The sequence below is a fragment of the Pseudomonas sp. WOUb67 genome (assembly GCF_050058005.1).
Lineage (GTDB): Bacteria > Pseudomonadota > Gammaproteobacteria > Pseudomonadales > Pseudomonadaceae > Aquipseudomonas > Aquipseudomonas putida_R.
This window is the reverse complement of record NZ_CP170112.1, coordinates 4,705,257-4,730,602: the sequence shown is the minus strand read 5'-3', so window position 1 is coordinate 4,730,602 and position 25,346 is coordinate 4,705,257. Positions and strand designations below refer to the sequence as shown.

Below are 25,346 nucleotides of genomic sequence, written 5' to 3'. Positions count from 1 at the left end.
TTCAAGGGGCCAGCAGCGGTGCCCGACGCGCCTGTGGCCCGGCCCACAGCAGTTGCGCCACGCCGATGGTTCGTTCTTCGAAACCGCCCTGGCAATAGCACAGGTAGAACTCCCACAAGCGCTGAAAGGTATCGTCATACCCCAGGCCCATCAGCTCCGCGCGCGCCAGGCGCAGGTTGTCGCGCCAATGGCGCAGCGTGCGCGCGTAGTCCTGGCCGAAGTCTTCCAGGTGCACCAGGTTCAGTGCGGTCTGGCGGCTGGCGGTGTCCAGCAGCACGCTCAGCGAGGGCAAGGCGCCGCCGGGGAAGATATAGCGCTGGATGAAGTCCACCGAACGCCTGGCCTGGGCGTAGCGCTGGTCACGGATAGTAATGGCTTGCACCAGCATCAGGCCGTCGTCCTTCAGCAGTGACGCGCACTGGCGGAAGTAGGTTGGCAGGTAACGGTGGCCGACGGCTTCGATCATTTCGATCGACACCAGCTTGTCGAAGCGCCCGCGCAGGTCGCGATAGTCCTGGTGCAGCACCGTGATGCGCTGTTCCAGGCCCAAGGCTTTGACCCGTTGCAGGGTATGGGCGTATTGCGCCGCCGAAAGGGTGGTGGTGGTGACCCGACAGCCATGCTGCTGCGCGGCGTGGATGGCCAGGCCGCCCCAGCCGCTGCCGATCTCCAGCAGGTGGTCATGGGGCGTGAGTTCGAGCTTTTGGCAGATGCGTTGCAGCTTGTTGGTCTGGGCCTGTTCCAGGGTTTGCCCGGGGCTGTCGAACTGCGCGGCGGAGTACATCATGGTGGGGTCGAGCAGGCGTTCGAACAGGTCGTTGCCCAAGTCGTAGTGCGCCAGGATATTGCGCCGTGCACCGCGCCGGCTGTTGCGATTGAGACGGTGCAGCAGGCGCAGGGCTGGGCGCGCCAGGCGTGCCAGGCCGCCCTCCATGGCATCGAGCACCTCAAGGTTGGCAACGAACAAGCGGGTGACCGCAGCCAGGTCCGGGCTGCGCCAGTAACCGTGAATGTAGCCTTCACCGGCACCAATCGAGCCATTGCCGGCGACCAGGCCCCAGGCCGCGTCGTCTACGATTTCCACTTCTGCACACAGCGGGCTGGCAACGTCGCCGAAGGTCCACTGCTGGCCATGGCTGATCAGGCGCAGGCTGCCATGGCGCAGCTGGCGCAACTGCGCCAGCACTGCGCGCCTGGCCAGGCCGCCGAGCAGCGGGGCAATGCTTGCCGATTTGCTAACGCTCAGGGTCGGTTCGGGCATGGTCGGGCTCCTCGCGGGCGGGTTGGCCGAGTGCCAGGTCGTGCTGGCTGGCGATGTGGTCGTGCACGGGTGTGCGCTTGAACAGCAGGCGCAGGGCCTGCCAGTAGATGCTGGTGAGGGTGCGCAGGCTCATCCAGGGGAAAGCCAGGATGTGCCGCTGCAATGCAGCGCGGTCCAGCGGCTGGCGTTGCAGCGCCAGGTCGGCTTCGAACACCTTGTGCCCGGCCCGCCAGTTCTCCATGTGCAGGCGCACCCGCTGTGCATCGAGGGTGAAGCGCAGACGGTATTCCATGTCCAGCGGCATGAACGGCGACACATGGAAGGCCTTGGCCACTGAAAATGACCGGGTCAGGTCGCCGTTCACCGGGAGCACATAATGGAAGCGCTCACGCCATGGGGTGTTGCGCACTTCCAGCAGCACGGCCGCGAGCTGGCCCTGTCGGTCATGGCAGAAGTAGGCACTTACCGGGTTGAAGGACAGCCCCCAGCAGCGTGGTTGGGTAAGCAGATGCACGGCGCCTTCGGGCACCTGTCCCGTCGCCTGGCCGACCAACAGCCGGGCGGCCTCGGCCAGTGGTTTGCCTTGGCGGGTCAGTGCCGGCAGGTAGTCGGTTTCGCGCCAGCACAAGGGCGCCAGCCGCGATGGCCCAAGCCAGCGGCTCAGGCCAGGCAGTAGGTGTTGTTCGTTCAGGTCCAGGTAGAACATGCCAATCCGGTAGCGAAATGCGTGGTGCCGTGGGCTCAGGCGCCGGTGGCTCACCCAGCCCTGGCACAGGCTGCTGTTCACAACTGTTCTCCAAAGTGCCGGGCGACGTTAAGCGCGCTGAGCACGCCGTCTTCATGAAAGCCGTTGGCCCAATAGGCGCCGCAGTAATAGCTGTGCAACGGCCCCTGCAATTCGCCCTGGCGGGCCTGTGCCGCCAGGGCGGCAAGGCTGTACTGCGGGTGTGCGTAGGCGATGCGGGCGAGTATGCATGCCGGGTCAACCTGGGCTGCCTGGTTGAGGCTTACGCAAAACGTGGTCGGCGCTTCGAGGCCCTGGAGGATGTTCATGTTGTAGGTGAGCGCCGCGGGCGCCTGCGGGTCGTCGCCCAGGCGGTAGTTCCAGGCGGCCCAGGCTTTACGCCGCTGCGGCAGCAGGCGCGTGTCGGTGTGCAGCACCACATCGTTGCTGGCGTAGCGGATGGCACCGAGTATGGCGCGCTCCTGCTCGCTGGGCGTTGCCAGCAGGGCCAGGGCCTGGTCGCTGTGGCAGGCAAACACCACCTTGTCGAAGCGCTCGCTGCCGCCTGCCCAGGCCACCGCCACGCCCTGATCATCACGCTTGACCAACTGCACCGCACAGCCCAGCCGGATGCGCTCGGCAAAGGGTTGGCACAATGGCGCGAGGTAATCGCGCGAACCGCCCTCGATCACTTGCCATTGCGGCCGATGGTTGACCGACAGCAGGCCATGGTTGTGGCAGAAGCGCACGAAAAACTGCAACGGGAAGCCCAGCATGTCGGCCGGCGACATCGACCAGATCGCCGAGCCCATCGGCACGATGTAATGGTCGATGAAGCGCCGCCCGTAGCCTTGGGCCTGCAGGTACTGGCCAAGGGTGGTGGCGCCATCGATGCGCTGCTGTTGCAGGTCGGCCGGGGCCTGGCGGTTGAAGCGCAGCACGTCGCGCAGCATGCCCCAGAAGCCAGGCGACAACAGGTTGCGTCGTTGGGCGAACAGGGTGGCCAGGTTGTGACCGTTGTACTCGAAGCCCGTGCGTGGGTCGTGTACCGAAAAGCTCATTTGCGTCGGCCGCCAGGCGACGCCCAGGTGTTTGAGCAGGCGGATGAAATGCGGGTAGGTCCAGTCGTTGAACACGATGAAGCCGGTATCCACCGCGTAGTGCCGACCCTGCCATTGCACATCGACGGTATGGGTATGCCCGCCAACCCGGTCCGCTGCCTCGAACACGGTGACTTCATGGCGACGTGACAGCAGGTGGGCACAGGTGAGGCCGGCGATACCGGTACCGATGATGGCGATGCGCATGGGTCAGCCCTGTGGTTGGCGCGCCAGATGGCGGCCCAGCTTGAGGCGCCAGCGCGCCGGCAATGCGCCTAGCAGGCGCAGCACCAGGGTGAAGGTGGCGGGGAAGGTGATTTCCAGCGGGCGGCGAGGCAGGCGCGCGATGATATGGGCGGCGGCGCGTTCGGCGCTCCACAGCTGGGGCATGGGGAAATCGTTGCGGCGGGTGAGGGGCGTGTCGACGAAGCCGGGGCTGACCAGGGTGACATCGATGCCTTCGCCAGCCAGGTCGATGCGCAGGGACTCGACCAAGTACCGCAATGCTGCCTTGGACGCGCCATAGGCGCCGGCGCGCGGCAGCGCCAACCAGCTGACCGAACTGCCCATGACCACCAGGTGTGGCTGCCGGCCGCGGCGCAGCAGCGGCAGGGCGGCGGCCAGGCAAAGGCTGGTGCCGGTCACGTTGGTACGTATCACTCGCTCGACCAGTGCCGGGTCGAAGTGCCCCGGCTCCAGGTACTCGCAGGTGCCCGCATTGAGAATCACCTGGTCCAGTGCGCCCCAGGCCTGTTCGATCTGCCCGGCCATCTGCGCCACCTGCCCAGGCTGGTCGACATCGCCCACGGTCAGCAACACCTGGCCCGGGAACCGCTCGGCCAATGCCGTCAGCTTGTCTGCGCGGCGTGCCCCCAACGCCACCTGGTGGCCTTGCTCCAGCAAGTGCAACGCCAGCGCCGCACCGATGCCGCTGCTGGCACCGGTCAGCCAGCAACGGCTCATGCCAGCCTGCCTTTGAGCCAGCGAATGGCGCTGCCCATCACCGGCACGTGCTCGTACAGCAGGGCGCCGGCGTCGAAGTAATCCTGGTGAAAGTACACCCGCTCATGCCAGCGCAGGTGGCTGCAACCCTGCAGGCTGATCAGTTGCCCACGGGCCAGTTGCGGGTGGCGAAAATGCAGCGTCCAGCGAATGTAGCCGTGGCCCGGTTCCAGCTCGTCGGTGCCTTCGAAGCGGTAATGGCACTCGGGCACCCTAGCGTACAACTGGGCGAAATAAGCCCGCAGCGCGGGAAGGCCGGCGAGCTGGTGCAGAGGGTCGCGAAATGCGACGTCCTCGCTGTACAGGTCGTTCAGCAGGTCGAGGTTGTGCGTATCGAGCGTGGCAAAGCGTTCGGCGAAGGATTGCAGGTAGCTGGACATGCACAATACCTGTACAAAATAGGTTTGTTGTACAAGGTATAGTGCAGGTCACTGTAGAAATCTATACAGAAGGAATTTTTTGTACAGTTTGTTCGTTCGACCGGACATTTTTGGCGCCTGGGAGATCGAGCGCCGCCCGCGCGGCGCATCGCGAGCTGCGCTCGCTCCTACGTTTGTTTCGGGCCAGTCAAGCCTGTGACAGGTGCACGCGACCGCCTTGTTTGTCCGACGCGATATCGAGTCAAGTGCCAAAGCGTTCGCGCGCAAATCCCACAGGAATAATTGGCCCGAAACAAACGTAGGAGCGAGCGCAGCTCGCGATGCGCCGCGCGGGCGGCGCTCGATCTCCCAGGCGCCGAAAATCACGTGGTGAACTCACCCAGCCCAATCAACCCACCATCAAACTCATCCATGGCATCCAGCATCGCGTCGCGCAAGTAAGCCAGCGATGCCCGATCAAACAGCAATTGCAACGCCGGCCGCTCATCACTGCCCACATTCACCACAATCACATTGATGCGTGCCGCCGAAGTCTGCGCCACCGCCCCGACCGGAAACGCCTCGGCACGCAAATCCACCCCGCACAACTTGGCCATCACCGCACTGCCATGCGCCCCCGACAGCTGCAACCAGGCATGGCTGTCCTGGCGTGGCAGCAGGTAGTTACGCTGGGCATCCTGCACCCACTCGGCTTCTTCGGCAGCCACCCGTGAGCCTTCGTCGGCCAGGCTGCCCAGCAACAGGTACTCGGTCTGTGACAACCGCGCTACCCAGCCGCCGTCGTCCTGAAGTACGGCCTGGTTCGGCTGCTGAGGCAAACGGTAGCCACGCTGCTGCAGGTAGGCGGCACTGTCGCCACCGCGAAAGCCGACCCGCGCCACATCGGTCAGGTCGGTCAACGCACAGGTTTGCAACACCTCGGCCCGTGGGCTGCGGGGGCGAAGCGCTTCGGCTTGCAAATGGGTCATGGCTCAGAGCTCCTGGCGCAGGTTGTCGGGGTCGTGGAAGGGCAGTTGCACCACCTTGGCATGCACCATCGCGCCGCCCTCCACGCGGATCGGGATGTGCATGCCGGGGGTGGCCTGGTGGGCGCCGGCATAGGCCAGGCCGATGATCTGCCCCAGGGTGTGCGAGTACTCGCAGGAAGTGACATTGCCGCTGATGTCCGGCCCGTCCAGTACCAGGTGCCCCTCAAGCGGCTGCGGGCTGCCCTTTGGCAGGGTGAAACCGACCAGCTTGCGCTTGAGCGGCTGCGCCTCAAGGATTTCGATGGACCGCTTGCCGACGAAAAACGGCTTCTTGCGGCCGATGGCCCACTGCATGTCGATCTCTGCCGGGTGGGTCATGCCGTCGGTGTCCTGGCTGATGATCACATGGCCTTTTTCCAGGCGCAGCAGGCGCTGGGTCTCGACACCGAACGGGCGAATACCCAGGCCCGCACCGGCTTGCATCAGGGCGTCCCACAGGCGTTCGGCATGGCGTGCCGGCACATGCACTTCATAGCCCAGTTCACCAACGAAACCCACCCGCAGGATGCGCGCCGGGATGCCGGCCACCTTGCCCTGGCGTACGCCGAGGTAGGGGAAGGCTTGTGCCGACAGGTCCACGTCATCGCACACTTTGGCCAGCACCTGGCGTGACAGCGGCCCGGCCAGGTTGACGGCGGCCAGCGCTGCGGTGACGTTGGTGATGTCCACGTCCAGGCGCCACTGCGCGTTCCACTTCAGCATCTGTTGGTAGATGCGGTCGACCCCGCTGGTGGTGGCGGTGACATAGAAGTGTTGCTCGCCCAGGCGTGCGCAGACGCCGTCGTCTATCACCACGCCGTGTTCGTTGGTCATCAGCGCATAACGGGTACGCCCGACAGGCAGCTTGGCAAAGCCGAAGGTGTACACGCGCTCCAGCAGTTCTGCGGCGTCTGGGCCGCGTACGTCGAGGCCGCCCAGGGTCGAAACATCGATCAGGCCGACTTTCTCACGCACATGACGGGCTTCTTCCTGCATGCAGCGCTCACGTTCCTCCGGCTTGCCGTAGTAGGCCGGGCGTTGCCAGATACCGGCAGGCATCATTTTCGCCCCGGCTTGCAGGTGGCGGCGGTGCATGGGCGTTTGCCGGTACGGGTCGAAGGCACGACCGGCGACATGCGCCAGCTTTTCGGCCTGGAACGGTGGGCGCGCGGTGGTCACCCCGGTCTCGCTGATGCTGCGGCCGGTGGCATGGGCTACCAGGCGTGCAGTGGGCAGCGCCGAGTGGCGGCCCTGGGACGGGCCCATGCCGACCGTGGAGAAGCGCTTGACCAGTTGGATGTCACGGTAGCCACTGCGGGTGGCGTTGACGATGTCGCGCACTTGCAGGTCTTCGTCGAAGTCGACGAAATCCTTGCCTTTGGGGTGCGGGAAAATCGGCCAGGGGAAATTGACCTTGGCTTCGGCGTTGAATACCGGCTGCGACGGCGCTTGCAGGCCCAGCGCTGTCACTGCATCGGCGGCGGCGCGTGTGGCATCGGCCAGCACGTTGGCCAGCGCGTGGCGGCCGTTTACCGAGCCGGCGAGATCCAGCCCGGCGGGCAGGTTGCCGAGGGTGAACTCGTCACGGTTGATGTCATAGGCCAGCTTGCCACCGGCCTGGCACAGCAACTGGTACACCGGCATGTAGCCTGCCGACATGCACAGCAAGTCGCAGGCCAGGCGCAGGCCATGCGCGCCGACCTTGCCCTGGCCGGTGATCGGGCGAATGTCCACGCCGCTGACATGGCGCATGCCTGTTTCGTGCAGCGCCTCGTACACCGTGCTGCCCAGGTGCACGGGGATATCGCGGCGCTTCAGTTCGGCGGCCAGTGCGGCATCTGCCGGCGCAGCGCGCATATCGACCACGGCGCCTACGGCCACGCCTTGCTCCTGCAGGTCGAGGGCGGCCAGGTAGCCGTCATCGTGGCCGGTGAGGATCACCGCGCGCTGGCCTGGTTTTACCGCGTACAGCTTCATCAGCCGCTGGGCGGCGCTGGTCAGCATCACCCCCGGCAGGTCGTTGTTGCGGAACACCACCGGCTGGTCGAACGAACCGGCCGCCACCAGGCAACGGCTGGCGCGTACCTTGTACAGGCGTTTGTGCTGGATCACCGGCAGGTAGTTGTCGGTGAACCAGCCGTTGCAGGTGGCCTCCAGCAGCACCTGGATGTTCGGGTGGCCCTCGATGGCGGCCAGCAGCTCCTGACGCAGGCTGGCGGCGCGGGTGCCGGCGATGTCGAAGCGGGCGTAGGTGAGCGAGCCGCCCAGCACCGGCTGTTGTTCGACCAGCAGCACCTTGGCCCCGGCATTGGCCGCGTCCAGCGCGGCGCGCAGGCCGGCGGGGCCGCCGCCGATGACTGCCACATCAACGAACAGATAGGCTTTGTCGTAGTACTGCGGCTTGAAGCCAAGGTCGAGCACGCCCAGGCCGGCCTTTTTGCGAATCAGCGGCTCCCACACTTTCCACATGCCCTTGGGCTTGTAGAACGAGCGGTAGTAGAAGCCCACCGGCATGAAGCGCGAGAACTTGCCCAGGTAGGCGTCCCGATCATGTTCCAGACTGCCGTTGAAGTTCTGCCCTTCGACCACCTGGCCCTCGCGGGCTGCCTCTAGGTCGGCCAGCACGTTGGGTTCTTCGGGCAGTTGCACCAAGGTGTTGGCATCCTGCCCGGCCATGCTCAGCGGGCCGCGTGGGCGATGGTATTTGAACGAGCGCGACAGCAGCCAGCGGCCGTTACCGAGCAGGGCGCTGGCAATGGTGTCACCGGCAAAGCCTTGGCAGGCCTGGCCGTCGAACTGGAAGCGCAGGGGCCGCTCGCGGTCGATCAGCAGGCCCATGGGCGCGGGGAGGCGGGTGTGGCTGTTCATCCGGCGATCTCCGGGGTGGCGACGGGGGTGAAGTCGACGCGGCGGTCGAACAGGGCTTTCGGGTCGAAGGTGCGCAGCACCTGGTCGCTCACCGTGTGGCGCTCGGCCAGAAACCAGTAGCTGGAAGCGTTGTGCAGCCACCACTCGGTCACCACCCCGGCCAGGTTGTCGCTGTTGAACACATAGTCGGCCCACTCGGCGTCGCTGCAGCTGGCCGGGTCGGGCATGTGCTTGAGCTCGCCGCCGTAGGTGAACTCGCTGATGTTGCGCGGGCCGTTCAAGGGGCACGTCAGGATCTTCATCGTCGTTGCTCCTAGTGGCTGGCCGCAGTGGCGCCCATTTCGTTGACTTGCTGGAAGCGGCTGAAGCGCTCCAGGGCGAAGGGGGCGATCATTTCGGGCACCTTGCCGCCGCTGGCGACCAGCTCGGCCATGGTCTTGCCGCAGATGGGCGTGGCCTTGAAGCCCCAGGTGCCCCAGCCGGCGTCCAGGTAGTAGTTGTGCACCGGCGACAGGCCCATGATCGGGCTGTAGTCCGGCGTCATGTCGGTCATCCCGGCCCACTGGCGCATCAGCTTGGCGTTGGCCATGAACGGGAACATCTCGATGGCGTGGGCCAGCAGGCTTTCCTTGAGGTCGAGGGTGGAGCGGGTGTTGTACAGCGGGTAAGGGTCGGAGCCGCCGCCAAAGACGATCTCGCCACGGCTGGTCTGTTGCACATAACAGTGCAGCGCCGACGAGCTGACCAGCGGATCGAGGAACGGCTTGAACGGCTGGGTGACCATGGCCTGCAACGGATAGGTGTGGATTGGCGCACGGATGCCAGCCTTGGCCATCAGCAGCGAACTGGCGCCGGCCACGGCCTGGACTACGCAGCCGCACTGCACCGTGCCACGGTTGGTCTTCACCGCTTCGATGCGGCCATTGCGAATCAGCAGGTCTTGCACTTCGGTCAGCTGGTGGATTTCCACGCCGCGCTTGGCCGCCTGTTTGGCGTAGCCCCAGGCCACTGCATCGTGGCGCGCGGTGGCGCCGTCGATGTGCCACAGGCCTGCCAGCACCGGCAGGTGGCCGGGGTCGAGGTTGAGGCTGGGCACCAGTTCGCGAATCTGTTGGCGGTCGATCATTTCGGTGCGCCCGCCAAAGTGCTTGTTGACCTCGGCCCGCTGGCGGAAGGCGCGCACGGTGGCATCGGTGTGCGCCAGGGTGAGCTGGCCGCGCTCGGAGTACATGATGTTGAAGTCGAACTCGTTCGACAGGTTCTGGAACATGCGCACCGATTCTGCGTAAAAGCGCACACCCTCGCTGGTGAGGTAGTTGGAGCGGATCACCGCGGTGTTGCGTGCGGTGTTGCCACCGCCCAGATAGGCCTTTTCCAGCACGGCGACGTTGGTCACGCCGTGGTACTTGGCCAGGTAGTAGGCGATGGCCAGGCCGTGGCCGCCGCCGCCAATGATCACCACGTCATAGCGTGGCTTGAGTTCGCACGTTGGCGGCAGGTCGACCTCCACCGGGTAGTCGGCACTCAGGCCGTATTTCAGCAGGGCGAAAGGCATGCGGTGCGCTCCTGGTGGGCGGCCTGTTGTTGCAGGTCGAGGGCGAGCAGGGTGTTTTTCATCAGGTAGGCGATGGTCATCGGGCCGACGCCGCCGGGTACCGGGGTGATGCCGGCGACCTGGGGCAGGGCAGCGGCGAAGTCGACATCGCCGACCAGGCGGCTGTGGCCACCGTCATCGACGCGGTTGATGCCGACGTCGATCACCACTGCACCGGGCTTGAGCCAGTCGGCACCGATCAGCCGTGGCTTGCCCACTGCGGCCACCAGGATGTCGGCCTGGCGGCACAGCGCCGGCAGGTCGCGGCTGCGCGAATGCACCACGGTCACCGTGCAGTCGGCCTGCAGCAGCAGGGCAGCCATGGGCTTGCCGACAATGTTCGAACGGCCGACCACCACCGCATGCTTGCCGCGCAGCTCGCCACAGGCGTCGCGCAGCAGGCGCATGCAGCCGCTGGGGGTGCACGGGGTGAGCACATCGCGGCCCTGGGCCAGGCCGCCAACGTTCTCGCTGTGGAAGCCGTCCACGTCCTTGAGCGGGCTGATGGCCTGCAATACACGGTGCTGGTCGATGTGCGCGGGCAATGGCAGTTGCACGAGGATGCCGTTTATTTTGGGGTCGCGGTTCAGCCGGTCGATCAAGGTCAGCAGGTGGGCCTGGGTGGTATCGGCGGGCAGGCGGTGTTCCAGCGAGCGGATGCCCACCTCTTCGGCGCGCAGCACCTTGTTGCGCACGTACACCTGGCTGGCGGCATCGGCACCCACCAGCACCACGGCCAGGCCTGGTTGCACGCCGCCCTGGCGCAGTTGCTGCACCTGCTCGCGCACTTCGGCCAGCACCCGCGCGGCGGTGGCCTTGCCGTCGATCAGCTTGACGCTGGGAAGGGCATTCATTTGAAGATCACCGTGCGGGCGTGGTTGAGGAACACCCGGTGTTCAAGGTGGTATTTCACCGCGCGGGACAGGGCGATGGTCTCGGTGTCGCGGCCGATGGCCACCAGGTCGTCCGGTGCGTAGGCGTGGTCCACGCGCTGCACTTCCTGCTCGATGATCGGGCCTTCGTCCAGGTCGCTGGTCACATAGTGGGCGGTGGCGCCGATCAGCTTGACCCCGCGCTGGTAGGCCTGGTGGTAGGGTTTGGCGCCCTTGAAGCCGGGCAGGAACGAGTGGTGGATGTTGATCGCCCGGCCCGACAGCTGGCGGCACAGGTCATCGGAGAGAATTTGCATGTAGCGCGCCAGCACCACCAGTTCGGTGCCGGTGTCCTCGACGATGCGCAGCAGCGCGGCTTCCTGTTCGGCCTTGGTGTCTTTGCTAACCGGCAGGTAGACGAAGCGGATCCCCTGGCGCTCGGCCATCGGGCGCAGGTCCAGGTGGTTGGAAACCACGGCGGTGATGTGCATGTCCAGCTCGCCCTTGGCGTGGCGGTACAGCAGGTCGGACAGGCAGTGGTCGAACTTGCTCACCATCAGCAGCACGCGCATCGGCCGGGCGCTGCTGTGCAGGCTCCACTGCATGTCGAAGCGCTGGGCCACGTCGGTAAAGCCAGCCTCCAGCTGTGGCGTGTCGCCCGTGGTGCCGGTGTTGTAGCGGAAAACTGCGCGCATGAAGAAACGCCCGTTGTCCTCGTCGTCGAACTGCGCCATCTCGCTGATGTAGCAACCGTGCTCGGCCAGGTAGGTGGTCACTGCGGCGACGATGCCGGACACGGCCGGGCAACTGACGCGCAGGATGAAGTGATCGGGAGCGGGGTGCATGTCGGATAGGCCTCGTGATGGAGTGGGGCAGGTCGGGCACAAGGGCAAAAGACGCTTCGCGAGGGGGCGAAGGGGTTTTTCTTGGTAGGAATATAAATTTCCTTTAGGCGATTTATAGGCGAAATGAGGGGTGACGGTCTAGGGGTTTATGAAATTTTTTATCCTGGCAGGAAAGTTTATTGCTGCTTGTCACGCTTTTTGTGGGAGCTGGCTTGCCGGCGATAGGGCCGGTGCAGACTGGACGAAAAACTGGCTATGCTTGCCCAATGACCAGCACTCCCCCTTTACGCCAACCTTGCCCCCCTGGCGCCTGCGACTGCGGCCGGGAACACTTGGTCGATCACCCGCAGGCGGCCCAACGCATCCTCCTGCTGACCCGACAGGAAGAAAAGCGCCTGCTTGAACGCCTGGAAAACCTCAGGGACCTGGAAGACCTGCAACGCCTGCAGCAACGCCTGTACGAAAACCTCGGCATCCGCGTGCACATCGCCCCCGGCTTCAACGAAGTGCGCACCATGCGCGGCATCGTCATCGAGCTGGACGACCAGCCAGGGCTGTGCCGCAAGACCCGGCAGTCGATCCCGGCAGCGATCCGCCGCGGCCTGGAGCGCAACCCGCAGGTCGCCTTCCGCCTGCTGGATACCCACGACCTGCTGCGTGATGCCTGACCTTTGATTTCTGCACTGCTTGCTCTTTGTGGGAGCGGCCTTGTGCCGCGAAAGGGCCGCAGAGCGGCCCCGGGTTCCAGGCAGGTATCGCTGGGGCTGCTGCGCAGCCCATTCGCGGCACAAGGCCGCTCCTACAAGGACTGCGTCAGCCTTACTAATTTTTTCAACGCTTGCTACGTCTACTTGAAAGCCCCCCTGCACCAGGCGTGCAGCGGCACTCATCATTCAAGGAGACAGGCAATGACTTCCGTTTTCGACCGCGACGATATCCAGTTCCAGGTAGTGGTCAACCACGAAGAGCAGTACTCGATCTGGCCAGACTACAAGGCCATCCCCAACGGCTGGCGTGCCGTGGGCAAGAGTGGTTTGAAAAAGGACTGCCTGGCCTACATCGACGAGGTGTGGACCGACATGCGCCCGCTGAGCCTGCGTCAGAAAATGGCCGAAGCTGCTACTCAGTGACTGCACTGAACCTGCTGTGTCTGCCGTATTCCGGGGCTAGCGCCATGGTCTACAGCCGCTGGCGGCGCAAGCTGCCAGCCTGGTTGCAAGTGCGCCCGGTAGAGCTGCCCGGGCGTGGCGCACGCATGGCCGAGCCGCTGCACACCGACATGCAAACCCTGGCCCGGCAACTGGCCAGCGAGCAGCGCCTGGCGGCCAGTGCCCCCTATGCGCTGCTTGGGCACAGCCTGGGCGCGCTGCTGGCCTTCGAGCTGGCCCATGAACTGCAAGCGTTGGGCTGCCCGCCACCCTTGGCGCTGTTCGCCTGCGGCACGGCGGCGCCCACGCGGCGTGAGGACTACGACGGCAAGAACTGGCGCGAGCCCAAGAGCGACGCCGAGCTGATCAGCGAGTTGCGCGAGCTTCAGGGTACGCCCGAGGAAGTGCTGGCCAACGCCGAGCTGATGAGCCTGACCTTGCCGACCCTGCGCGCGGACTTTCTGCTTTGCGGCACCTACGCTTACCGCCAGCGTCCTGCATTGCAGTGCCCGGTGCACGTGCTGGGCGGCGCGGATGACCGGGCCAGCGACGAGCAATTACAGGCCTGGCGCCACGAAACCCACGGCGAGTTCTCGTTGCAGATGTTTCCGGGCGGCCACTTCTTCATCCATGAAAAGGAGGACCACGTGCTCGGCGCGCTGACTGCTTCGCTTGAACCGCTTCGGCTTTCTGCCTGATTGACGTCAGCGCTTGCCTGGGGGAGGCTAGGCCTTTTCCCAGGCAAGGGGCGGACAATGCTGATCGATCCACACAAGGCCACGCTACTGGTCGTCGACATCCAGGAAAAACTCATCGGCGCCATGAGCGACCCCGAGGGCACCCGGGCACGGGCGCGCTGGTTGCTGGCAGCGACTGCCGAGCTGGAGTTGCCGACGGTGATTTCCGAGCAGTATCCCAAGGGCCTGGGGCATACCGTGGCGGAACTGCTGGCCGCAGCCCCGGCAGCCGAAGTGGTGGAAAAAAGCCATTTTTCCTGCGTGGCCGCCGAATGCCTGCCGGCCAGCCTGATGGCGCGTGAGCAGGTGATCGTTTGCGGCATGGAAACCCATGTCTGCGTGCTGCAGACGGTGCTTGGCCTGCTGGCCTTGGGCAAGCAGGTGTTTGTGGTCGAGGATGCCTGCGACAGCCGCACGCCGGCCAGCAAGGCGGCGGGCCTGGCGCGCATGCGTGCCGCCGGGGCCCAGGTTGTGACCCGCGAGATGGTGCTGTTCGAGTTGATGGGCAGTGCCGGCCACCCGCTGTTCCGCCACATCAGCAAAACCTACCTGGTCGGTGAACAGCCCTGAACGGCCGGTTACTGGCTGCCGGGTTGATGGCCCTGGCGCTGCTGCAAGGTTGTGCCGGGCGCCGTGAAGAAGCACCAGAAGCAGACCCGGCCAAGGTCCGCGCCCAGCTGCTGCGGTTGCTGCCTGCGCAGGCCAAAGACCGCGAGGGCTGGGCCAGGGACATTCAAGTGGCATTCGAAGCCCAGCGCATTGCACCGAGCAAAAGCAACCTGTGCGCCGTGTTGGCGGTGACCGAGCAGGAATCGACCTTCACTGCCGACCCGCAGGTGCCCAACCTGGGGCGTATCGCCCGCGAGGAAATCGACCGCCGTGCCGCACGCCTGCACATTCCAAGGCTGCTGGTGGACGGCGCTCTGAAAACCCCTTCGGGCAACGGCCAGAGCTACCAGCAGCGTTTGCAGGCCGTGCGCAGCGAAAAGCAGCTGAGCGAGCTGTACGACGAGGTCATTGCCCGTGTGCCGCTGGGCAAGACGTTGCTGGATGGGCTGAACCCGGTGCACACCGGCGGGCCAATGCAGGTCAGCATCGATTTTGCCGAAAAGCATGCGCAGGCTTACCCCTACAGCCATGACGGTACGATTCGCCAGGAAGTGTTCACCCGGCGCGGCGGCATGTACTTCGGTATTGCCCACCTATTGGGCTACCCGGCCAGTTACGAACGCCAGCTGTACCGTTTTGCAGATTTCAACGCGGGCTGGTACGCCAGCCGCAACGCGGCGTTCCAGGCGGCATTGAGCAAGGCGACCGGCGTGCCGCTTGCCCTGGACGGCGACCTGATTGCGCCAGGGGCGATCATGCCGGGCACCACCGAGCAGGCCGCGAGAAAGCTGGGGGCGAAGCTGGGGCTGCGTAACCCGCAGATTCGCAGCCAGCTGGAGGAGGGCGACAGCCTGGCGTTCGAGGACAGCAAGTTGTACAGCGGGGTGTTTGCCCTGGCGGATGCCAAAGCCGGCAAACCGGTGCCGCGGGCGGTACTGCCGGGGATCGAACTGAAAAGCCCGAAGATCACCCGCAAGCTGACCACGGCATGGTTTGCAGGGCGGGTGGATGAGCGCTACCAGCGGTGCATGAAGCGTTAACCAATTGTTGCCTGTGCCGGCCTCTTCGCGGGTAAACCCGCTCCCACAGGAATGTCACCGGGCCATAAGGCTGCGCGGTCCCTGTGGGAGCGGGTTTACCCGCGAAGAGGCCGGCGCAGGCACCATCAGCTTTCGCCCAATGCCCCAACCACTTGGTCGACACTGGCCTTGAGCCCTGCAAACGCATCCTCAGGGTCACTCTCCACCACCACCAGCTTCGCCCCGGCCGCCTTGATCACTTCGGCTACCGCCGCGTCCGGCTGGCGATGGTCCAGCACCAACGCCACATCCTGCGCCTTCAGGTTCTCACCCAGCGCCTTGAGCGTGGCAGCATCCCACTCGGCCGGCAGCGGCTGCTCCACCACGTCCAGGTTCAACCCGCTGGCCAGGTAACCCAACCGCTCGGACAGGCTCACCACGGTCAGGTTGTCGACCTTGGCCAGGCGTGTCTGGCTGCTGGCCGAAAGCTCCAGCAACTGGCGCTTGAGCCCCGCCAGGTTGCCCTGGATCTTCGCTTTGTCGCCTGGGGCCAGGCGCTCCAGGTCATTGGCCACCACATCGGCCATGCGCCCGAGGTTGGTCGGGTTGAGCCAGGGGTAGGCGCCGTAGGCATCGTCACCCGTGACCGCAATGCCTGGCAGCGCGCCATCCACCGGCCGTGCAGCATCGATTTCGACGATGCGGATGTTAGTGCGTCGGGCCATCGGGTACAGCGGGTCGTCTCGCCAGATCGAACGCACGCCGATCACCGCGTCGGCCTGCTGTGCGGCTTTCTCCAGGCTGGCGCCACCGCGCCCGCTGAAGTACGACGGCTGGCGGCTGGCCGGCAGGTTGGCCGGCGCCGCACGTTTTAGCTGTACTGCAGTGCCGTCGAGCAGCGCGCTGGCCAGGCTGTGGGTGACGGGCAGGGTGGTCAGCACTTGTGTGGCGAAAGACAGCGACGGCAGGCCGGCCAGGGCCAGCGCCAGGGTCAGGCGTTTGAAGTTCATGCCGGGTTTCCTTGCAGGCGGGGGACGAGGGCGCGGGCCAGGGCGGCCAGGGCAAAGCAGATGCCGGCGACCAGGATGATCGCGGCGCCTGACGGCACTGGCAGGTCGAAAACGATCGGCAGCAGAATGCCGAACAGGGTGCTGATGGTGGCAATCACCACCGACAGGAAGAAAAAGCCCTTGAGCGACTGGCTGACCAGGCGTGCGGCGGCAGCGGGGATGACCAGCAGCGCACCGACCAGAATGGCCCCGATCACCTTCACGGCGGCCACGGTCACCAGGGTTACCAGCACCACGAACAGGTAGTCCAGGGTTTTCACCGCCACCCCGCGCACGGCTGCCAGCTGCGGGTTGAAACTGGCCAGCATGATGCGGTTGTACAGCGGCAGCGCCAAGGCCAGCACCAGCACCGCGACGATGCCCAGCACCACCAGGTCCTGGCCGCTGACGGTGAGCACCGAGCCGAACAGCACGTTTTCGAGGATATGCACGTTGATCTTGCCTGCCAGCATCAGCAGCAGGCTGGCACCCAGCGCCAGCGACACCGACAGGAACACGCCGATCAGCGTGTCCGGCGACAGCCCGGTGCGGTTGCGCAGGAAGTTGAGCAAGATGCCGAACAGCAGGCAGTAGCCGAACAGGCTGCCGTAGGGGCCGGTGTAGGGCTCGCCCAGCAGGATGCCGATGGCCACGCCGGTCAGCGCGGCATGGCCCACGGCCTCGGAGAAGAAGGCAAAACGTTTGACCACCACCAGGGTGCCCAGGCCGCCCAGCACCGGGCCGATCATCATACCGGCCAGCAGGGCGTTGACCACGAAACCGTAGGCCAGTGCCTCGGGCAGGTAACCAGCGGTAGCCCATTCCTGGACCAGTTGGCGAAATGCTTCAAAACTCATGAGGCAAGGCTCTCGCTACGCGGATGAACGGAGAACAGGCCGAGCAGGCGTTCCGGGGTCAGGGCCTGGGCGGGTGGGGCGTCGAACAGCACCTTGCGGCTCAGGCCGGTTACCCGGTCAGCAAGGCGCAGCACGGCTTCAAGGTCGTGCTCGATCCACAGCACGGTGGTGCCAGCCTGGCGCCAGGCCTTGAGCAACTGCTCGAACACCTGGATACCGGCTTCATCGAGCGCCGACATGGGTTCGTCCAGCACCAGCAACTGCGGCTCGGGGATCAGGCCCTGGGCCAGCAGCACGCGCTGGCGCTCGCCCCCGGACAACGCACCCATGCGCCGCTTGCGCTTGTCGAGCATGCCGACCCGCGCCAGCGCCGCGTCGATGGCCGGTTGCACACGCCGCGACAGGCCGAGAAAGGCCGGGCGGCGTTGGCACATGGCGGCCATGAAGTCGTCCACGGTCATTGGCAGGCCGCGGTCGAACTCCAGTGCCTGCGGCACATAGCCGATCACTTCGCGTTCGCTTGGCCAATGCAGGGTCAGATGGCCCTGATGCGGCATTTGCCCGAGCAGGGTCTTGATCAGCGAGCTCTTGCCGCCGCCGTTGGGGCCGACGATGGCGTGCACGCTGCCGGCGGCCACGCTGAAACCGACCTGCTCCAGGATGCATGTGCGGCCCAGCGTCAGGTCGATGCCGGCGAACTCGATGCGCGGCCCGAAGGCCGTTACCAGGTTGGCGGCGGCGGTCATGCGCGGTTCTCCTGGATGGCGCGGACCACGGTGTCGAGGTTGCGCTTCATTTCCACTTCGTACTTGTCCTTGGTGTATTCGCCGTAGGAAATGTGCGTGAGCGGGTACAGGCGCACGCCAGATTCACGCTGGATGGTTTCGACATAGGCCGACGGGAAGTCCATTTCCGAGAAGATCACCCGCACGTCCAGGGCCTTGAGCTGGTCGATGGTCTTTTTCAGCTGGGCCGGGCTGGGCTCGATGCCATGGGCAGGCTCGACCACGGCGGTCACCTCCAGGCCAAAGTCGCGTACCAGGTAGTCGTAGGCGGCATGGATGGTGGCAACCCGGAAGGTGGCGCTGGGCGCCTCGGTGACCTTGGCCAGGGCTTCGGCGCGCAGGGCGCGCAGGCGCTTGGCGTAGGCACGGGCGTTTTGCGTGTAGAACTTGGCGTTGTCCGGGTCGAGCTTGCCCAGTTCGCGGGCGATGTTGTTGACCTGGGCGATGGTGGTGCTGATCGACAGGAAAGTGTGCGGGTTGACCACCTTGCCTGCGCCGCGGGCGGCTATGCCGGTGGCCGCCAGCAACGGCACGTTCTGGTTGGCTTCGATGGTGTTGATGCCCGGCTTTTCGCTGGCGGCGATCATGCGGTCGGCGAAGTCGTCGTGCCCGACACCGTTGAGCACCACCACGTCCAGGGTGCCGATGCGCTTGATGTCCTCGGCCCGTGGCTCATAGGCATGGGGGTTGAAGCCCGCTGGAATCAGCGGCACCACTTCGGCCTTGTCGCCGACGATGTTGGTCACGTAGCTGTAGTAGGGGTGCAGGGTGATGCCGATGCGCAGCGGCTTGCCGTTATCGGCCAGGGCCATTGCCGGCAGGGCAAGGGCCAGGAGCAGGGCGAGGGCGGAGCGGAACATGGGGAAGTCCTTGGGTTCAGTGACGGTGTTCGCGGGTAACCCCGGCGTCGTAGTGGCTGACCACCTGCTGCCAGCCAGCGGCAATCAGTGCCGCCTGGCCGAGGTCGTCCGGTGTCATGGCGGCGCTGTCGCGGCGCAGCCAGACATCGGCCTGGCCAGTGCTGTCGGCCGGCAGGATCAGCAGCAGGCTGCCGGCGACTTCAGGGGCCTGGCTGCGGCCCAGGTAGGCGCCGGGCTCCAGCCACGACCATTGGTGGCCGCCACGGCTCTGGCTGCCGGCATCGACCACGAACGGCGGCAGGCCTTCTTCGGCCAGGGCCTGCACGCTAGGCACGGCAGCGTTTTCTTCACGCAACAGCTGGATTTCGTCGAAGGCCACCCGCAGGTCGGTATACAAGCCCTGCTCGGCGGCGGTGAGGTCGCGACGGGCGTCGATCTGGTGGCTGGCGATGGTCTGTTCGTCTTCGCGCTCGCCACGCAGCAGCACCACGCTGGCGGCCAGCACCACGATCAGCAGGCTGATCAGCAGCACGTACAGGGTTTCGTGCCCCGCGCCGGCCGGGCGAATTACTTGGGCGCGGCTCATGGCTGGGCGATATCGGCGTAGTCGACTTCAACCACGTGCCCGGGGCCTGCATCGAACAGCACGTAGAATTCGCCGTCCGGGCGCTTGAAGGTGAGCGTCGAGTCGTCGCCCAGCTTGCCGCCGACCAGCACCTGTTCGTCATAACCGATCACATCCAGGGTCACCCCAGGGGCACCGCTGCCGTCCGAGAAACCGCCGGTGCACGTGACCTGGCCGCTGGCCGTTTCTTCGCATTCGCACATCGGGTTGTGCGCCAGGGCAGGGCCGGCGGCCAGCACCAGCAAGGGCAGGGCGAGGGTTCGCATCAGCTGTTTCATTTCTTGCCTCCTTGTTTTTCGAGCCAGGCCACAGTGGCTGGCGATGCTTTGGCCAGGGGGACCGACGCCTGGTGCATGCTGCCGTCCCAGCCTTCCAGGGTGATCCAGATCTGTGCGTCGGGTTTGGTGCGGGGCGGGATGGGCAGGTTGGTGCCCATGCGATAAGGCGCACCAAAGAAGATCGTGCCGGCGGCACGCAGGCTGCGCGGTTTGCCAATGCGCAGGTAAACGGCCTTGACGTCATTCAGGCAGGCCTTGCACAGCGCTGCGTTGAAGGATTTGAAGTCGCCAGCCGGGCCGTCCGGGCGCGGTGGTTCGTCACGCAGCTCAGCCAGGTCCAGGGTATAGGGGCCTGCCTGGATGCCGGTGATCACGTTCGCCCCCAGCCCGGCGTCGCCTCGAAACAGCTTGGCGTCGTTGAAGTACTTGGGCATGAAGCCCAGCGGTACCAGGATCAGCAGGATGTTCAGGTGAAAACGCCACTTCAGCCACCACTGCTTCAGTGGGCTGGCGGGCACGGCCTGGGCGTGGCTCATGGTTGGGTCTCCAGTGAGGGCTGGGCGCGAGCGGCGCGGGGGGCGCGTTCGCTGCGCTTGAGGGCGGCGGCGGTGGCCTGCGCGGTGCGCTTGGTCCAGATAAGCAAGCCGCTGAACACCATCAGGGTGAGTACCAGGCCGAAGAAGAACCAGATCAGCTTGATCGCCAGGCCGCCGAAGTCGCCGGTGTGCAAGGGGCGCATGGACTCGGTGACGAACTCCAGCGTGGAGCGGTCGCTGAGCAGGAACTGGCTGTCGACCTTGCGCGTGTAAGGGTTGACTTCGGCGCTTTGGAACATCAGCGGATACCAGCCGCGCCCGCCCATGGAAACGTGGCTGTAAGCGGTGGACGGCAATGAAACGAAGGAGATTTCCAGGCCTGGAATCGCCAGGCCTGCGATGCGCGCCGCCTCATCGATGTCGATGCGTGGGGCAGGGCTGCCATCGGCTGTTTGCGGCACTTCCTCGCGGGCGATCACGGGCACGATGGGCCGGCTGGAAATGGTGATGTGGTTGTCGAACAGGATTGCCTGGATCAGGAACCAGGTACCGGTGATGGAAATGACTGCAATGAACCAGATCGACCAGACCCCGGCCAGGCGGTGCAGGTCGCCCCAGAAGATCCGCGAGCCATGCCCGGTGCGCACCGGCTTGAAGAAGCCCTTCCAGAACTTCTTGTACACCACCAGGCCGGTGACCAGCGAGGCCAGCATGGGCAGGCCGAGAATCGACACCAGGTACCAGCCCCAGCTGAAACCGTTGGTGAAGGGCACCAGCCACCAGCCGTGCAGGGCGCGGGTGAAGGCTTCGAAGTTGAAGTCGGGGGATTTGCCCTGGATGGCGCCGGTGTACGGGTTGACGTACAGCTTTGGGCTGGTGCCGTCGGGGAATGTCACATCGGCCGTAAGGGCAAAGTGCGAACCGTCGGGCTGGCTGAGCGATTCCACGACCATGTCCGGCTCGGCTTTGTGCAGGGCGTCCAACACCTGCTGGAAGCTAAGGCGCTCGGCGTCAGCGTTGGCGTCCGGCTTGCTGGCACGCACATCGGGATTGGCGAGCCAGACGATTTCCTGGCTGACCACAGCGAGCATGCCGGTGAAGCAGACGATCAGCACAAAGAACCAGATCGGCAGGGCGAGCCAGCTATGGACCAGGAACCACAGCCTGGATTTGGATTTTTTCGGTGATTTGGCCATCAGACGGTCTTCTGCAATGGGTGGTCGAGCGTAGGCCCAACCAAAGAGGGCTGTACTGATAAGGACGAATGAGAATTGAAAACCTGCCGTTTTAAATGCAAGCAAATGTTTCTAAGCGCAAAGCCGACCCGCACGCGAGGCGTCAGGCCGGCCTTGAAGGGAGATGTTGCAGAAGGGCTCAGGCGCGGGTCAGGGCCACGGCCGGTTGCGGTTTGCCGTGCAACTGCGCCAGGTCCTGGTACAGCGCACGGCCAATTTCCGCAGCGCGGGCCGGCAGCACCGAGAGCAGTGTGTCGCTCAGGCCATGGCTGTTCTCACAGAAGCCCTGCAGGTACACCGAGGCCTGCAGGTCGGGGCTGGCCAGTACGCGGTAGTTGCGGTCGACGTTGAAGTCTTCCAGGTAACCGGCCAGCGGCGCCAGCAGGTCACGGTGCGAGCGTCGCTCGTAGCCGGTGGCGAGGATCACGGCGTCGTAGCGGTGGGTTTGTTGCTGGCCGGTGGCGAGGTCACGCAGGGTCAGTTCCAGGCCCTCGCGGGTAGCCACCACGGCTTCGACCTGGCGGCGGCACAGCACGTTGTGACGGTGCTGGTGGGCAACCTTCTGCCGGTAGAGGATGCCGTAGATGCGTTCGATCAGGTTGAGGTCCACCACCGAGTAGTTGGTGTTGTGGTATTCGCCCAGCAGTTTGCTGCGCTGGTCGGCGGGTTCGTTGTAGACCAGGTCGGTGTAGTCCGGCGAAAAGATCTCGTTGACGAACGGGCTGTCGTCGGCGGGTTTGAGGGCCGAGCCACGCAGGATCATGTCGACCTTGACCGACGGGTAGCTGTCGTTGAGGTCGATAAAGGCCTCGGCGGCGCTCTGGCCCGAACCGATCACTGCAATGCGCATCGGTTTGCCGGCGGTGCACGGCAGCTTGTTGAGGCTGCTCAGGTACTGGGAGTGATGGAATACCCGTGGGTCGTCCTTGAAGGCACCGAACTTTTCCGGGATTTTCGGCGTGCCGCCGCTGCCGACCACCACCGAGCGGGTGCGACGGCTGTATTCACGGCCTTGGGCGTCGCGCGAAACCAGGCGCAGGTGCTCGACCCGGCCTGCCTGCACGTGCGGCTCGATGCGCAGCACTTCCTGGCCATACACCGCCTGGGTAGCGAAATGTTCGGCGGCCCAGCGCAGGTAGTCGTTGTACTCCAGGCGGCAGGGGTAGAAGGTGCCGAGGTTGATGAAGTCGGCCAGGCGCTGCTTCTGGTGCAGGTAGTTGACGAAGCTGTAGGGGCTGGTGGGGTTGCGCAACGACACCAGGTCCTTGAGGAACGAGATTTGCAGTTCGCTCTGGGTGGCCAGGGTTTCGCCGTGCCAGCGGTAGTCCTGCTGCTTCTCGATGAACAATGCGTCGAGGGCGTGGCCCTGAGATTCGGCGAGTTCTTCCAGGGCAATGGCCAAGGCCAGGTTGGAAGGGCCGAAGCCCACGCCGATCAGATCTTTGATGGTTTCCTGCTGTGAGGGCTGGCTCATGGTTGCGATTCCCTGAATGGTCGAATATGGACGCCCGCCGGGGCTCCGGCTCCTGCGCAAGTACATGAGTTGGAACGAGCCAGTCGTGGGGGAATTTAAGCGGGCTAAAGAACTGCGAGGGTTGGCCGATAGGGTGGTTACGGCAAGGACCTATCTTTCAGGCAGGGAATGACATGAGCGGAATCACGGCAAGCAACTTGATGATCAATGGCGTTTCGGCGCAGACGCTGAGCGCGACCGCAACGGCTGAACGCGAGCAGGCAAAACAGGCTGGCGAGGCACTGGGCCCCTTGAGCATCAGTAGCGACAGCATGAAGGTTTCAGCGGGTAGCCAGGCGCAACCTACGGACAGTGAAGACAGTGGTGAGTCCGAGGCCGTAACCGAGCTGCGTCAGCTGATCAAGGACCTGCAGAAGCAGCTGGTCGAGGAGCAGAAGCAGTTGGCCGCATTGCAGAACAGCAAGATGGATGACGCTGCCAAGGCGGCTGCGGTGGGCGCCAAGCAGGCGAGCATTGCCACCATCAACGGGCAGATCATGGCTGCCACGGCGCAGCTGCTGGAGCTGTTGCAGCAAGAGGGTGGCAGCAGCTCGGGGGGGATGGTCAGCGCCACGGCCTGAAGCCTTGGGGCTGCTGTGCAGCCCATCGCCGGCAAGCCAGCTCCCACAAAGACCGCGTACGGCGGTTGCTCTCGCAGGCCCTGTGGGAGCTGGCTTGCCGGCGATAGGGCCCGTGCAGGCCCCATCATTCGAGATTCGAGGCCCGGGTTACTCGGCCACCAGCCGCCCCTTGCTCCGGTCGCTCTTGTACTGCATGGCCACTGCCGGTGCCGGTTTGGCGGCACCGGTCTCCAGCCACTGACGCATGCGGCTGGCATCGGCGAAGTGGGTGTACTTGCCGAAGGCATCGAGGATGACCATGGCCACCGGGCGGTTGTCCATGCGGGTCAGCAGTACCAGGCAGTGCCCGGCTTCGTTGGTGAAGCCGGTCTTGGTCAGCTTGATGTCCCAGTTGCTCTTGTTCACCAGGTGGTCGGTGTTACGGAAGCCCAGGGTGTAGTTGGGCTTGCGGAACGCCACGGTCTTCTCGCGGGTGGTCGACAGCTCGCTCAGCATCGGGTACTTGCGCGAAGCCATCAGCAATTTGGCCAGGTCGCGGGCGGTGGACACGTTCTGCGTCGACAGGCCAGTCGGCTCGACGTAGCGGGTATGTGCCATACCCAGGCTGCGGGCCTTGGCATTCATCGCCTTGATGAACGCCGGATAGCCGCCGGGGTAGGCGTTGGCCAGGCTGTTGGCGGCACGGTTTTCCGACGACATCAGGGTAATCAGCAGGGTCTCGCGGCGGTCGAGCTGGCTGCCCAGGCGCACGCGCGAATACACGCCTTTCATTTCCGGGTTGTTGGCAATGGTCATGGTGAGCATCTCATCCATGGGCAGCCTGGCATCCAGTACCACCATCGCTGTCATCAGCTTGGTTACCGAAGCGATCGGCACCACGCGGTCGGCGTGGCTCGAATACAGCTCCTGATTGGTATTCAGGTCGATCAGCAAGGCGCTGCCCGAAGCCAGGTGCAGCTTGGACGGGTCACGTTGGACTTGAGCCGGGGGTTGTGCAGCAGCAGTCGACGGAAGGGTCGCGGTACCTGTGAGCAACAGCAGCAGGCTGAGGATGGACAGGGATGTTTTCACGTTGAGGCTCACTAAAAGTTGGTATGTCGTTGGCTGTGCAAGGGTTTTCCCCAAAAACCGATGCATTGTGGAGTATGGCCCAAACGCTGTCGAATGCCTTATGACTAAAGGGCGCAAGGTGAACGAAATTTAATCCTGCAGTGAAAGAACGGCATCAGGAGGCTATGAAGTATGCCGCTACGCCCTTGGCCAGGCGCCAAGGCTTCCAGATTGAAAGATGATCAAACAATCGGCTGTAGTTGCCCGCCAGCCCTGCAACCGCTAGGTAGACGAACCACTTTCGCAGCATTCTGGAGAACTTTCTTTTAATCAATCGCAACAATCGGCACACCTTGAAAAATGGCCCTGTCGCAAAAACGGAAAAGCCCAACTGAGTGTTGGGCTTCAGCGTCACTCCTCAACACCAGCAGGAATGACAGGATCGGGCGAATTTACGGCACGGCGACAGGATACCGCAAGCCCTTTTCAGCGCCTCTTTACATGCAGATTTAACGGGCGGGCTGATCCGCTGCTGCCGCTAGCCTTCAGTAAGCGTGATACCGCACATCAATCTGTCCGCAATATCGGGAACTGCGCCGCTGGATTACGTGATTCGGCGTTCATCAACCCGCATGCAGTCGCGGCCTCGGACTTGTTGATAAAGCCGCGCTTGAGCCGCTGTTTCTCCTGGTTGTCGTAGATATCGAAGCCGCCCGAAGTTGTAGCGGCATAGAACCGGTTGCCAATGCGGAAGGACTCGCCTTCCACTGGCACTGCAGGAACGATAACGAATCTTGGTTGCATGTTTCGC

The 25,346-nt window shown here is 64.6% G+C and carries 29 protein-coding genes; 6 read left to right on the top strand and 23 right to left on the bottom strand.

Annotation, left to right across the window (positions count from 1 at the left end; genetic code table 11):
* Position 1: 1 nt before the first annotated feature.
* From ABOC32_RS21050 to purU, 11 genes are all read right to left on the bottom strand, one after another.
* Positions 2-1,261, bottom strand: coding sequence for a class I SAM-dependent methyltransferase (locus tag ABOC32_RS21050; RefSeq protein ID WP_426808706.1), 1,260 nt, complete (start codon positions 1,259-1,261; stop codon positions 2-4).
* Complete coding sequence (locus ABOC32_RS21045) at positions 1,236-2,048, bottom strand: DUF1365 domain-containing protein (RefSeq protein ID WP_426808705.1); 813 nt, start codon at positions 2,046-2,048, stop codon at positions 1,236-1,238. Before ABOC32_RS21045 ends, ABOC32_RS21050 begins: the two co-directional genes overlap by 26 nt.
* Entirely contained in the window at positions 2,045-3,292 is a 1,248-nt protein-coding gene (locus tag ABOC32_RS21040) for an NAD(P)/FAD-dependent oxidoreductase (RefSeq protein WP_426808704.1), read from the bottom strand. The genes ABOC32_RS21045 and ABOC32_RS21040 overlap by 4 nt, the downstream gene beginning before the upstream one ends.
* A 3-nt stretch (positions 3,293-3,295) precedes the next feature.
* Positions 3,296-4,048, bottom strand: coding sequence for an SDR family NAD(P)-dependent oxidoreductase (locus ABOC32_RS21035; protein ID WP_426808703.1), 753 nt, complete (start codon positions 4,046-4,048; stop codon positions 3,296-3,298).
* Positions 4,045-4,467: a nuclear transport factor 2 family protein gene (locus ABOC32_RS21030; RefSeq protein WP_426808702.1), complete on the bottom strand. Its 423-nt coding sequence runs from the start codon at positions 4,465-4,467 to the stop codon at positions 4,045-4,047. The genes ABOC32_RS21035 and ABOC32_RS21030 overlap by 4 nt, the downstream gene beginning before the upstream one ends.
* A 362-nt stretch (positions 4,468-4,829) precedes the next feature.
* A complete protein-coding gene (locus ABOC32_RS21025) occupies positions 4,830-5,435 on the bottom strand; it encodes a sarcosine oxidase subunit gamma (protein WP_426808701.1) in 606 nt (201 codons plus the stop codon).
* 3 nt (positions 5,436-5,438) lie between these two features.
* On the bottom strand, positions 5,439-8,342 hold the full coding sequence (locus tag ABOC32_RS21020; protein WP_426808700.1) for a 2Fe-2S iron-sulfur cluster-binding protein: 2,904 nt from the start codon (positions 8,340-8,342) through the stop codon (positions 5,439-5,441).
* The gene (locus ABOC32_RS21015) at positions 8,339-8,644 is read right to left on the bottom strand and encodes a sarcosine oxidase subunit delta (protein WP_426808699.1); all 306 of its coding nucleotides are present in this window, start codon (positions 8,642-8,644) and stop codon (positions 8,339-8,341) included. The genes ABOC32_RS21020 and ABOC32_RS21015 overlap by 4 nt, the downstream gene beginning before the upstream one ends.
* An 11-nt stretch (positions 8,645-8,655) precedes the next feature.
* Positions 8,656-9,897, bottom strand: coding sequence for an FAD-dependent oxidoreductase (locus ABOC32_RS21010; RefSeq protein ID WP_426808698.1), 1,242 nt, complete (start codon positions 9,895-9,897; stop codon positions 8,656-8,658).
* On the bottom strand, positions 9,879-10,790 hold the full coding sequence (folD, locus tag ABOC32_RS21005; RefSeq protein ID WP_426808697.1) for a bifunctional methylenetetrahydrofolate dehydrogenase/methenyltetrahydrofolate cyclohydrolase FolD: 912 nt from the start codon (positions 10,788-10,790) through the stop codon (positions 9,879-9,881). The genes ABOC32_RS21010 and folD overlap by 19 nt, the downstream gene beginning before the upstream one ends.
* Complete coding sequence (gene purU / locus ABOC32_RS21000; RefSeq protein ID WP_426808696.1) at positions 10,787-11,653, bottom strand: formyltetrahydrofolate deformylase; 867 nt, start codon at positions 11,651-11,653, stop codon at positions 10,787-10,789. Before purU ends, folD begins: the two co-directional genes overlap by 4 nt.
* A 266-nt stretch (positions 11,654-11,919) precedes the next feature.
* On the opposite strand from purU, the gene ABOC32_RS20995 reads away from it, so the two are divergent.
* The 5 genes from ABOC32_RS20995 to ABOC32_RS20975 all read left to right on the top strand — a co-directional run bounded on the left by ABOC32_RS20995 (position 11,920) and on the right by ABOC32_RS20975 (position 15,187).
* Complete coding sequence (locus ABOC32_RS20995; protein ID WP_426808695.1) at positions 11,920-12,321, top strand: hypothetical protein; 402 nt, start codon at positions 11,920-11,922, stop codon at positions 12,319-12,321.
* 240 nt (positions 12,322-12,561) lie between these two features.
* On the top strand, positions 12,562-12,783 hold the full coding sequence (locus ABOC32_RS20990) for an MbtH family protein (protein WP_016499090.1): 222 nt from the start codon (positions 12,562-12,564) through the stop codon (positions 12,781-12,783).
* Positions 12,780-13,499: a thioesterase II family protein gene (locus tag ABOC32_RS20985; protein ID WP_426808694.1), complete on the top strand. Its 720-nt coding sequence runs from the start codon at positions 12,780-12,782 to the stop codon at positions 13,497-13,499. The genes ABOC32_RS20990 and ABOC32_RS20985 overlap by 4 nt, the downstream gene beginning before the upstream one ends.
* Before the next feature lie 57 nt (positions 13,500-13,556).
* Positions 13,557-14,108, top strand: a complete 552-nt coding sequence (locus tag ABOC32_RS20980) for a hydrolase (protein WP_426808693.1) — start codon at positions 13,557-13,559, stop codon at positions 14,106-14,108.
* 26 nt (positions 14,109-14,134) lie between these two features.
* Complete coding sequence (locus ABOC32_RS20975; protein ID WP_426808692.1) at positions 14,135-15,187, top strand: DUF1615 domain-containing protein; 1,053 nt, start codon at positions 14,135-14,137, stop codon at positions 15,185-15,187.
* A gap of 125 nt (positions 15,188-15,312) precedes the next feature.
* On the opposite strand, the gene ABOC32_RS20970 is transcribed toward ABOC32_RS20975, so the two are convergent.
* The 9 genes from ABOC32_RS20970 to ABOC32_RS20930 all read right to left on the bottom strand — a co-directional run bounded on the left by ABOC32_RS20970 (position 15,313) and on the right by ABOC32_RS20930 (position 22,865).
* Positions 15,313-16,176: a metal ABC transporter substrate-binding protein gene (locus ABOC32_RS20970; RefSeq protein WP_426808691.1), complete on the bottom strand. Its 864-nt coding sequence runs from the start codon at positions 16,174-16,176 to the stop codon at positions 15,313-15,315.
* Entirely contained in the window at positions 16,173-17,072 is a 900-nt protein-coding gene (locus tag ABOC32_RS20965; RefSeq protein WP_426808690.1) for a metal ABC transporter permease, read from the bottom strand. The genes ABOC32_RS20970 and ABOC32_RS20965 overlap by 4 nt, the downstream gene beginning before the upstream one ends.
* On the bottom strand, positions 17,069-17,818 hold the full coding sequence (locus ABOC32_RS20960) for a metal ABC transporter ATP-binding protein (protein WP_426808689.1): 750 nt from the start codon (positions 17,816-17,818) through the stop codon (positions 17,069-17,071). Before ABOC32_RS20960 ends, ABOC32_RS20965 begins: the two co-directional genes overlap by 4 nt.
* Positions 17,815-18,717, bottom strand: a complete 903-nt coding sequence (locus ABOC32_RS20955; RefSeq protein WP_426808688.1) for a metal ABC transporter substrate-binding protein — start codon at positions 18,715-18,717, stop codon at positions 17,815-17,817. The genes ABOC32_RS20960 and ABOC32_RS20955 overlap by 4 nt, the downstream gene beginning before the upstream one ends.
* Before the next feature lie 16 nt (positions 18,718-18,733).
* Positions 18,734-19,303, bottom strand: a complete 570-nt coding sequence (locus ABOC32_RS20950) for a DUF6162 family protein (RefSeq protein WP_016499098.1) — start codon at positions 19,301-19,303, stop codon at positions 18,734-18,736.
* Positions 19,300-19,620, bottom strand: a complete 321-nt coding sequence (locus ABOC32_RS20945) for a hypothetical protein (protein ID WP_084966097.1) — start codon at positions 19,618-19,620, stop codon at positions 19,300-19,302. Before ABOC32_RS20945 ends, ABOC32_RS20950 begins: the two co-directional genes overlap by 4 nt.
* Positions 19,617-20,156 (bottom strand): thiamine pyrophosphate-binding protein, encoded by a 540-nt coding sequence (locus ABOC32_RS20940; RefSeq protein ID WP_426808687.1) that lies wholly within the window; start codon positions 20,154-20,156, stop codon positions 19,617-19,619. The genes ABOC32_RS20945 and ABOC32_RS20940 overlap by 4 nt, the downstream gene beginning before the upstream one ends.
* The gene (locus tag ABOC32_RS20935; protein WP_426808686.1) at positions 20,153-21,352 is read right to left on the bottom strand and encodes a PepSY-associated TM helix domain-containing protein; all 1,200 of its coding nucleotides are present in this window, start codon (positions 21,350-21,352) and stop codon (positions 20,153-20,155) included. The genes ABOC32_RS20940 and ABOC32_RS20935 overlap by 4 nt, the downstream gene beginning before the upstream one ends.
* Before the next feature lie 178 nt (positions 21,353-21,530).
* Positions 21,531-22,865: a lysine N(6)-hydroxylase/L-ornithine N(5)-oxygenase family protein gene (locus ABOC32_RS20930; protein WP_426808685.1), complete on the bottom strand. Its 1,335-nt coding sequence runs from the start codon at positions 22,863-22,865 to the stop codon at positions 21,531-21,533.
* A 173-nt stretch (positions 22,866-23,038) separates the two neighbouring features.
* On the opposite strand from ABOC32_RS20930, the gene ABOC32_RS20925 reads away from it, so the two are divergent.
* On the top strand, positions 23,039-23,485 hold the full coding sequence (locus ABOC32_RS20925; RefSeq protein WP_426808684.1) for a hypothetical protein: 447 nt from the start codon (positions 23,039-23,041) through the stop codon (positions 23,483-23,485).
* A gap of 147 nt (positions 23,486-23,632) precedes the next feature.
* Here ABOC32_RS20925 and pbpG read toward each other — a convergent pair whose 3' ends face one another.
* The 3 genes from pbpG to ABOC32_RS20910 all read right to left on the bottom strand — a co-directional run bounded on the left by pbpG (position 23,633) and on the right by ABOC32_RS20910 (position 25,339).
* Positions 23,633-24,556: a D-alanyl-D-alanine endopeptidase gene (pbpG, locus tag ABOC32_RS20920; protein ID WP_426808683.1), complete on the bottom strand. Its 924-nt coding sequence runs from the start codon at positions 24,554-24,556 to the stop codon at positions 23,633-23,635.
* Between the two features lie 154 nt (positions 24,557-24,710).
* Complete coding sequence (locus tag ABOC32_RS20915) at positions 24,711-24,950, bottom strand: hypothetical protein (protein ID WP_234227258.1); 240 nt, start codon at positions 24,948-24,950, stop codon at positions 24,711-24,713.
* Between the two features lie 152 nt (positions 24,951-25,102).
* Positions 25,103-25,339 carry an Arm DNA-binding domain-containing protein gene (locus ABOC32_RS20910; protein WP_234227259.1) on the bottom strand — a complete coding sequence of 79 codons (237 nt, stop codon included), beginning with the start codon at positions 25,337-25,339 and terminating at the stop codon, positions 25,103-25,105.
* Between the last annotated feature and the right edge of the window lie 7 nt (positions 25,340-25,346).